Origin of the sequence: Lachnoclostridium sp. (genome assembly GCF_031997925.1) — a bacterium.
In the GTDB taxonomy this organism is placed as follows: Bacteria; Bacillota; Clostridia; order Lachnospirales; family Lachnospiraceae; genus Lachnoclostridium.
In genome coordinates this window covers 52,665-62,134 of the sequence record NZ_DAMADT010000021.1, presented here as the reverse complement: position 1 = coordinate 62,134, position 9,470 = coordinate 52,665, and the positions used below count along the sequence as shown (strand labels likewise).

The following is a 9,470-nucleotide window of genomic DNA, read 5'->3' as shown; positions in this document are numbered from 1 at the left end:
AGACAAGTGAGATTATTGGAAAAGGTTTCTTGAAATAGATAATTAACATTATAAAAACAGATTTAGATTAAAAAATTTTAGGTAGAAGCTCCAAAGTAAAAAATATTACTTTGGGGCTTTTTTTAGACAAAATGTCTACGTCCTCCTGTGTAAAGTTTAGAGGTAAATCTTGTAATATGGTATAAATAATAACTATTTATTAAACAAAATAAAGATATCATACAAAATGTCCGTCTATTTTTGTTTATAATTCATATTGTCAAATATTAACATGTCCACTATAATTTTTAATAGGTAAAATATGTAAAATTAAAGTTACTGCAATCCCCTCAGCTTCACATATTGGTTTCACTATGTGATAGTACTCTCGGAAAAGATTAAGATCAGAACATATCTGGTTTGTACTTTTCCTTCATAATAGAAATTCTTCTTACATAAGCAAATAGTTTTGATTTTTTGAATTTCCGGGTGTAATACTAATCTCTCATTAAAACCTTTCTAAAAATCTAGTAAAAAAACCATATAAAAAGTGTTAAACACTCTTTGGTTTTCTTGCTCGATTCATTTGAGGGTTTATAATCGAGATTAGTGAAAAAAATCAAGGAGGGTATTTATATGGTAAGAGGTAAAAAGAGAGTAATTGCAATGGCGGTTTCTTTATGGGTTGTCGTAGCCATGCTATTTACTAGTGTACCTGGACCTATGGGGTTACTAACAGGTACAAAAAGCAGTACAAAGGTACAAGCTGCTGAGTTATTTTCAACGAAATTAGAAGCAGAGAATGGTAAGATGACTGGTACTGTAACAGTAGCTAGTACTAGACCGAGTTTTAGTGGTACCGGATATGTCACAGGGTTTACTCAAAACAGTAGCAATTCTTGGTCAACTTCTGTAGTGATTCCGACAACTGGTCACTACACCTTTACAATCCGAAGCGCTGCAGACAGCTATAAAGAAAATCATATTTATATTAATGGTTCACAAGCTGGAACTATTTATAGTACAGGTGATGGTAAATGGGGAGATACTGTCATCGCAAGTGTATATTTAGAAGCTGGAACTATTACTTTGTCTGTAAAGGAATTTTGGGGTTGGTTTGATCTAGATTACATTGCAATTGAAGCAGGAAGTGGCGTTGATAACTCTGTATATCAGAAAGCAACTTCTACTCTAGTAAACCCGAATGCAAATGAAAAAACAAAGAATATTATGGCATACCTAAAGAGTATCTATGGGAAAAAGACGTTATCAGGTCAGTCCTGTACATTAAATGCAAGTACTGAAATTGAAACACTCTATAAAGCAACTGGCAAATATCCTGCGCTTCGTATGCTTGATTTAATCTTCTGTTCTCCAGCAAGCGATTGGCATTCCACAGGTGAGGTTGATTTAGCACTTGACTGGGATAAAAAAGGAGGGCTAACGACATTTCAGTGGCACTGGCATGCTCCAAAAGGTGGTGCATCTTTTTATACTGATAAAACATCATTTGATTTATCCAAAGCTGTAACATCTCAAAATATCAGTAGATTACCATTGGTGGATGTAAAAGCGTTATATGACACGGGTAAGATTTCTGAAGAATGTTATTTGATGGTGCGTGATATCGATGTAATCTCTGGCTATCTAAAGCAATTACAAGATGCAGGTGTCACAGTTCTTTGGAGACCACTTCATGAAGCGAGTGGCGGTTGGTTCTGGTGGGGTGCTGCTGGAAAAGATCCATATCTTTGGTTATATCGCCTCATGTTTGATCGTCAGACGAATTATCATAAATTAAACAACCTAATATGGGTATGGAATGGACAGGATGCGGCTTGGTATCCAGGTGACGCATATTGTGATATCGTAGGTACTGATATTTATGCAGATAATCGCAATTACAGTGCACAAACAGCTCAGTTTAATAAAACAGTTAATTATGCGAATGGAAATAAAATGGCAGCTCTTAGTGAAAATGGGGTAATGATTGATCCAGCTTTGATGACGAGAGACAATACCTTCTGGTTATGGTTTGCAGTATGGTATGGAGATTTCCTTATCGATTATTCGGGCAACTTAAATGGAACATATACTGAAGCAGCTATGGTGAAAAAGGTTTATAACAGTAATGAAGTGATAACCTTAGATAAACTGCCTAATTTTAACGGAACAAATCCGACAGTAACACCAACGGTAACACCGACACCAACAGTAACACCGACACCAACAGTTAAGCCAACGATAACACCAACAGTAACACCAACACCAACCGTGACACCAACGGTTACACCTTCAGTAACACCAATTCCAGGTAGTTTCACTATTTCCTTAACCAATACAGGTAATGCCAATCTATCAACAAACACAATAAATGCGGATTATAAGATTAAGCATGAAAAAGGGAGCGATATTGATTTATCTAAGTTAGTAATCCGTTATTATTATACGAAAGAGGGAACTGCGAAGGAGAACTTCTATTGTGACACTGCTGGAATGCAACTAAATAAAGATCCTTGGTACATCCCATATACTTCTGTGGTGAATGGAAACTTTAACTCAATGGTGGTACCAAAAACAAAAGCAGATTCGTATCTTGATGTAACGTATAACACAACTGATAAATTATCTGCAGATTCTACCTTAATTGTGAATATCAGATTTACTAAGAGTGACTGGAGTTTGTATAACCAAGAGAATGATTATTCTTATGGAGATAGTACAAAAGTTGTTGTGTATTATAACGGTAAGCTAGTACTAGGTGTGGAACCGTAGTTGTTTATTAATTAGGGAGAGTGATAGTATTTTGATTTAAGAGTCATCACGACTATAAGCTGAATTTTTTTGAGTTTTATAAAAAGGTCTTTTGCATACTATTATAGTATAAAGCGAAAGACCTTTTTAATTTAAAACGGTATCGCCCTGTATGGGTGATACCGTTTTTTTGCCCCGTCAATCCGATATTGAAACACAATTTTAGCTCAGATAATATTACTTATGAGAAGTCGATGAAATTGTAAGATTGTTGGCAGATCTAACGATTGGGGAGTTCAATAGGAAACAATATGACCTTTTCCTTCATCTTTGGCACGATAGAGGGCTTTATCTGCATTACGGATAAAGTCATTTAAGCATTTTTCTTTATTAGGAACACTATAATAGTAGCCGATACTTAAGGTAATGTTAGATTGCACCATTGTTTCTACGGTTGGAAGTTGCTTGTTTGCCACGTCCTCTTGAATACTCTTTGCTAAATTTATTAACTTTTCTTCTTCTGCATTATAAGAAATTAGTACGAATTCATCTCCTCCAAATCTAGCAGCGAAAGCATTTCCTGAATTCTCTCTTATAGAAGTTGCAACCTGCATAAGACAATAATCTCCTACAATATGTCCATAGGTATCGTTATAGGATTTAAATTCATCAACGTCAAGTACGATCACACCAAGAGGTACGTTATTCTGCCTCGCTTCGCGCAGCTGATTTTCTCCATATAGATTAAGAAAATTACGATTCGCTAGACCTGTGAGAGAATCGTAAGAGGAGCGTTGTTCCAACTCTTTTACTTGGGCATCCTTACTTTGTTGTATAAGTGTATCCTCCTCAATCTTAATATGACTTAGTAAGTTAGATTGATAGATGCGATCCATCTCCTGATGGTGTTTTTGTAATAATTGAAAATAATCATCATAGAGTGATTCCATTTTTATTGAATCACCTAGAGATTCATAGTAGGATAGCTTCCGCTGAAATACCATAATTGTAATGGTATTGCTGTGACATTCTTTTGCAGTATATTCAAGCAAATGAAGCATTTCCTCTATGTAGCAAAAGGCGGATATGTCTATTAAGTAATCAAGGATATCTAAGTAATCATGAATAACATCGGCGTTATACAAAATATTTTTGGAGTAATATAAAATTACTTCTACAAGAGAAAGAAATTCACTGTAAACTATTAAATTGGTAGTATTTTGATATAATTGTTTTAGTCTTTGATATGTAACCTTAGCATATGCAACATTAATATATTGTTGTACACTTTGAAGGAGTTCATTGTTTGTATAAGTATGAAGATTATCTAAATATTCAGTTGCTTTCTCGTAATCCTGTAATTTCTCATAAAGCAATGAATAGTTGATATGAAAAATAAGTTGATTTAGTTCGGCATCTGCTTGAGGACCATGTTCTTTGCTTTCAAGATCATCGTAGTAATCTGCCGTTTTGTAACACGCAAGAGCTTTTTCATATTGTTCCAAATTTATGTAGACAGATGCCATATTCATATAAGTAGAACTAAGTGCACTATAATTTTTTATTTCCTTTAAACAGTGGATGGATTGATGAAAGTAATCAATAGCGATTGATTCATTGCTTTTTTTACAATGAATAGAGCCAATCATATTACAACACTTTCCTTCTAATTCCATATCTTTTAGTTCTTTTGACATCGTAAGTACTTTATAAAAGTACTCCAGCGCTGAATCCAGTTTACTTTGCCAATATTCAGCCTCACCAATAAAAAAATAAGCGGTTGCGATTGCAATCTCATCTTGCTCCTTTGTTGCAGCAGATAGAAGTTCCTCGTTTGCCTTGATCCATTTGGGCAAATCCACATAAACATATTGTTTGGAGGCTTCAATTAATTTTTCTATTATGTCAGAAGATTTCATGGTTCCCTCCCAAATCTAAGGTAAAACTTTAACAAAGGTAATTTGGTTTTTATTAGATCTTTTCCCTTTGTATAGTGCGTAGTCCGCACGGCGAACATAATCTTCCCAGGTCATATCATAATCCGGTATTTCATTCACAACACCTTGACTTATGGTAAGAGTCCCAAAGGGAAGATCATCGATAATTATTTGGTCACAATTTTTTAATTCTGAGCTAATGGTTTTACAATATTCTTTAATCTGTTCATTGGTTTGGTCATAAAAAATAACAAGAAATTCATCTCCACTTAATCTTGCAGCAAAAGCATTGTCACTATGTTTTCGTAATACTTTACCTAGTAGACTAAGATATTTATCTCCGATTAAATGACCAAATTGATCGTTGTATAGTTTAAAATTATCAATGTCTAACATTAAAACACCAAGGTTTTTCTGCCCTTTTCTAGCCTTTAAAAATTGACATGGTCCATATTGATTAATTCGATAACGATTTGGTAATTTTGTTAAGGAATCAATCTCGGCAATTTCTTTTAGATTGGCAATCCGCTTGTTTGTTTTAACTTTCTGTTCATATTGATGAAAAATAATATCTTTCAGATAAATATTCTTTTCTTTCATCTTCTTATATTCTTTCTCTTTTAAATTTGTTAAGGATATTAATTCAAGAAATGTATTTTTATAAGAAATTATATCATTCGTCGATTTATAATAGAGTACTTTGCATTCCGCAAGTTGGCATTGTGAGTCAATTCGATTAGATTGTGTTGCAATTGAAGTTAAGATATCTAGTATTTTTAAAGAAATTTCATATTCTTCTAATGCGATACTGTAGCGAAATAATAGAATAAATTCGTTGAAATCTCTTAGTATAGTTGAAGGATTCAGAGGAAGTTCTAGTAATGTTTGTATCTTTGAAACGAAGAGAGCCGGCTTGTCTTCCTTATAGGCAAGTACACCTTCTAATAGCAGTAAGTGGTGTTGTATTTTTTTATTCTCTATTGATTTTTGAACTGACTCCCTTTCTAAGAATTCTCTTGATAATTTTGTTTGATTAATATAACTGTGCGCAAAAGCTATTTCAATTGTCTCCCAAGATATTAAGTCTGCTCTATAGGGAGTTGAATTATCAACAGACTGATAACAATCAAGTGAGTTAAAAAAATAATCAATAGCACGTCCATATAACCCAACCTTATAAGCAATTGTACCAAGGGCATGGCAGAATAATCCCCGTAAAATTGCGTCGGAGTCCTTAGACGTATCGGCCAATCGTTTCTTAAAATAATCAAAAGTGTCTTGATCGGATTGTTGAAATACCATTTGATTGATTAATCCAATTTCTTCTTGATAATTCATGACAAAAGAAATCCCCCATTACATCAGAAAAATGTAAAAATATGCTAAGTGCACGTTAATCACTAGTATAGCACAAAACTATTTTGGTGGAAAGTGGTAGTTTATTAAAATTATAAAAAGTTGAAGAAGAATTAGAATAGAGGTTTTTAATAGAACTATATAGTTTACCAAAGTGGATTGACATGATCTATTAATTGTGATAGACTAATTCCCTTTTGACAGTAAAAATGAAAGGTAATAATTATGAGTAATGAAATACAGATAGATAAAATATCAAAAAGGGTAGATGGTAAAAACATTTTACAAAACGTGAATATGAACATAGAAAAGGGGGATACCATTGGCTTTTTTGATATGGGTGATGGTGCAAAGTCTGTTTTATTTCAGATTTTGTGTGGAGAGCTGACACCAGATAGCGGAAAGGTTTATTTTCGAGGAGAACAACTGGGTAAATTTAGTGAAACTCCAAGAGATGTTGGAATTGCTATCCATCCCATGGGATTTATTAAAGAATTTAACGGTTACAAAAATTTAAAATATATTGCAGGAATTAATGGAAATGTCGAAGACAGAGAGATCTATGAAGCTATGAAAATGGTTGGATTAAAACCTGAGAGTCGTACGAAAGTCGGAGAGTTTAGTACACGTATGCTGCAGAAGTTAAGCATTGCACAGGCCATCATGGAGCGGCAAGATATCATAATATTTGATGAGCTATTTTCGAAAGAGAATAATAAAAATCATCGTGAACTTTGTAAGATTCTTCGGTTGTTAAAAAAACAAAACATTACCATTCTATTAACTAGTGACAAGAAAGAATTTATAGAAAAAATTTGCGATAAAGGGTACATGATTCAAGATGGTGGAATAAAAGAGAATTTTATAAAACAAGAAATGGTTGAAGAAAAACTAATCGAGGATAAAATAATAAATGAAGAAAAGAGAGAAGAAGTGAAACAAAGCTGCAACCTAAAGTTTAATTCACTATAATATAAACTTTACAGAAGATGTTGCAATTCCCTTCAATATATTGTAAAGTTATGGTAAATATGATATTCTTCGCTTATTGAGATTTTAGTTTATGACAAGATGGATTGGCTTGCCAATCCATCTTGTATTTCGGAATGAAAGAGTGGGAGTAAGAAATGAATCAGGGGGATATGATTAGTAAGGTATGCAATAAGAGAAGGAGGTCAGCCTTCCTAATAAGTTTACTTTGCTTTATATTAAGTGCTTGGCTGACAGGGTGCGTAGGTAAGGAGAAAAGTTCTGACTCACTTAACGAGGGGCGAACTCTTTATGAACTTGAGGGGACATTGGATACAAAAGAGCATATTTTAAATTTTTCAGAAACTATTACATATCAAAATAAAAAAGGGGTATCACTTTCTGAGTTATACCTTCATATTTATGGTAATGCATATCAGGTTTACGATAATACCAAAGGAATTCAAGTGTTAGCTGTAAATAGTTTATCGAAAGATGAACTTAGCTTTGAAGTATTAGACCATAATCAATTATTAAAAATTGTACCCGAGAAGCCACTTGCACCAGGGAAAACAATTCAATTTCAGATCAGTTGTAAATTCCTAATACCTGATTTGGTGGAACGCTTTGGTTATTATAAAACACAGTATTGCTTTAGCTTTTTTAATCCGCAGATGGCGGTTTACGATGACAATGGGTGGGATCTAACCCCTATGAGTTTAGTTGGCGACGGGCGTTATCATGATATGTCGGATTTTCGTATGAAAATTACCGTACCCAAAGATTATGTAGTTGCTTGTGGTGGAGTTGAGCGTAAGAAAGATGTAAAAGAAGAAACAGTGACTTATACATTTGAAAATAAAAACGCAAGAGATATCTGTATGGCGATATCAGATCAATATGAAATAATAGAAGATGAGTTTAATGGTATAAAGATTTATGCATATTTTGAAAAAAATGTGGTGAGCCAAGAACATAAAGATTCTACGATGCAGCAAATAATGGATTCACTCAATTGTTACGAAACGGTATTTGGCGATTATCCGTATGATATTTTTCGAATGGCAATGATTACACAAAAGCCCAATATTAATGTAGCGATGGAGTATAGTGGTTTGATATATATGCCAAGAGAAGCCTTCCTTGATAATCAGCAAGTAAGTTATGAAGAAATACTAAGTCATGAAATCGCTCACCAGTGGTTTTATGGAATCATAGGAAATAATGAAACAACAGAAGCTTGGTTAGATGAGGGACTTAGTACTTTTGCTGTAGGGTTATATTTAGAGAAAGTAAAGGGGAAGCCGCAGGCAGAGGACTATGCCATTCAAGGTAAGTACTTAAAATTGGATCCAATATCAATTAATAAGGGGATAACGGAGTACCAGAATAATGCTTACTATATGGCATGCTATTATAAAGCACAATATTTCTTATATGAGCTTAGAGAACGAATGGGAGAAGAAGCTTTTTTTCGTGCGATGAGAGAGTATTACGATACCTATGCGTTTAAACAGGCAACTACAGAAGGATTTATTAAAATAATGAAGCATAACTCGACAGTAGGTATTGACGACCTAGTAAGTAACTATATCGCATTGCAGTGACGGGGGTGGGGTAGATGAATGCCACAGCAAAAGAGGTTATGGAATATTGTTTAACCAAAAAAGATGCATACATAGAGTATCCTTTTGGAGAAGTTCCGATTGTTTTCAAAGTAAGAAAGAAGATTTTTGCAGAATTATATCCGAATCCAGAAGACTATAAGTTAACATTAAAATGTGATATGGTCTTAGCGGATTTCTATAGAGAACAGTATCCTTCCGTAGTTGTTAGAGGATATCATTGTCCGCCTGTTCAACAACCATATCGAAACACAATATGGATTGCAAAGATAGACAAAGAGATTTTGTTTGATATGATTGATCATTCTTTTATTCAAGTAATTAAGTCTCTTCCGAAAAGAGAACTGGTTGATTTTTTCGAAATCTATAAATAGATAGAATTTAAATAGAAGTAAATTTGAAACTTTTCTATTTTTATAAAAGAAGTTAGAATAAGTGATATAGTTATATATAAAAAGCGAGTGTATTTCGTAGTTTATGTTGGAGCAATTGCTTCCCATAAATGAGATAATCGAAACCACCCGCTTTTTTATTCAGTTTTTCCGGCTAAGATGAATAACACTAACATGGAAATGTTAGTTGAGTACGCTTTTAATTGTTCATGACAAGGAAGTGCTCGCAAAGCATGCTTTCCCTTATTTTATTTCTTGATTGGTATTATTCTTAGTTCCTTGCTTTTGTGTTGTATTAGAGCAGTCTGAAAGGTTAGAATCATTACTTGTAGAGTTAGAACAATTTTCATTTTTGTTTGAACATTGTAATTGCTTCTCTCTTTCTTTCTCATAACGTTGTTGGTATTGTTTACTCATAAGGACCTCCATTCTTTTGCCAATATTCTACGAATCTTTTA

At 33.6% G+C, this 9,470-nt stretch carries 7 protein-coding genes; 4 read left to right on the top strand and 3 right to left on the bottom strand.

Annotation, left to right across the window (positions count from 1 at the left end; all coding sequences use genetic code 11):
• Nucleotides 1–615 precede the first annotated feature (615 nt).
• Nucleotides 616–2,754 carry a glycosyl hydrolase gene (locus RTP52_RS13645; RefSeq protein ID WP_312372014.1) on the top strand — a complete coding sequence of 713 codons (2,139 nt, stop codon included), beginning with the start codon at nucleotides 616–618 and terminating at the stop codon, nucleotides 2,752–2,754.
• 275 nt (nucleotides 2,755–3,029) lie between these two features.
• Here the strand turns inward: RTP52_RS13645 and RTP52_RS13640 are convergent, their stop codons facing one another.
• Both RTP52_RS13640 and RTP52_RS13635 read right to left on the bottom strand, forming a co-directional pair.
• Complete coding sequence (locus RTP52_RS13640; protein WP_312372013.1) at nucleotides 3,030–4,652, bottom strand: tetratricopeptide repeat-containing diguanylate cyclase; 1,623 nt, start codon at nucleotides 4,650–4,652, stop codon at nucleotides 3,030–3,032.
• A gap of 15 nt (nucleotides 4,653–4,667) precedes the next feature.
• On the bottom strand, nucleotides 4,668–6,008 hold the full coding sequence (locus RTP52_RS13635) for a GGDEF domain-containing protein (protein WP_312372012.1): 1,341 nt from the start codon (nucleotides 6,006–6,008) through the stop codon (nucleotides 4,668–4,670).
• Between the two features lie 243 nt (nucleotides 6,009–6,251).
• Between RTP52_RS13635 and RTP52_RS13630 the strand changes: the two genes are divergently transcribed.
• From RTP52_RS13630 to RTP52_RS13620, 3 genes are all read left to right on the top strand, one after another.
• Nucleotides 6,252–6,998, top strand: coding sequence for an ATP-binding cassette domain-containing protein (locus tag RTP52_RS13630; protein WP_312372011.1), 747 nt, complete (start codon nucleotides 6,252–6,254; stop codon nucleotides 6,996–6,998).
• Between the two features lie 155 nt (nucleotides 6,999–7,153).
• The gene (locus RTP52_RS13625) at nucleotides 7,154–8,602 is read left to right on the top strand and encodes a M1 family metallopeptidase (protein ID WP_312372010.1); all 1,449 of its coding nucleotides are present in this window, start codon (nucleotides 7,154–7,156) and stop codon (nucleotides 8,600–8,602) included.
• A 14-nt stretch (nucleotides 8,603–8,616) separates the two neighbouring features.
• A complete protein-coding gene (locus RTP52_RS13620; protein ID WP_312372009.1) occupies nucleotides 8,617–8,994 on the top strand; it encodes an MmcQ/YjbR family DNA-binding protein in 378 nt (125 codons plus the stop codon).
• A gap of 261 nt (nucleotides 8,995–9,255) precedes the next feature.
• On the opposite strand, the gene RTP52_RS13615 is transcribed toward RTP52_RS13620, so the two are convergent.
• Nucleotides 9,256–9,429: a hypothetical protein gene (locus RTP52_RS13615; protein ID WP_312101652.1), complete on the bottom strand. Its 174-nt coding sequence runs from the start codon at nucleotides 9,427–9,429 to the stop codon at nucleotides 9,256–9,258.
• Nucleotides 9,430–9,470 lie beyond the last annotated feature (41 nt).

Coding starts and splice junctions, on each gene's coding strand:
- RTP52_RS13645 (WP_312372014.1), top strand. CDS start 616: ATGGTAAGAGGTAAAAAGAGAGTAATTGCAATGGCGGTTTCTTTATGG.
- RTP52_RS13640 (WP_312372013.1), bottom strand. CDS start 4,652: ATGAAATCTTCTGACATAATAGAAAAATTAATTGAAGCCTCCAAACAA.
- RTP52_RS13615 (WP_312101652.1), bottom strand. CDS start 9,429: ATGAGTAAACAATACCAACAACGTTATGAGAAAGAAAGAGAGAAGCAA.
- RTP52_RS13625 (WP_312372010.1), top strand. CDS start 7,154: ATGAATCAGGGGGATATGATTAGTAAGGTATGCAATAAGAGAAGGAGG.
- RTP52_RS13635 (WP_312372012.1), bottom strand. CDS start 6,008: ATGAATTATCAAGAAGAAATTGGATTAATCAATCAAATGGTATTTCAA.
- RTP52_RS13630 (WP_312372011.1), top strand. CDS start 6,252: ATGAGTAATGAAATACAGATAGATAAAATATCAAAAAGGGTAGATGGT.
- RTP52_RS13620 (WP_312372009.1), top strand. CDS start 8,617: ATGAATGCCACAGCAAAAGAGGTTATGGAATATTGTTTAACCAAAAAA.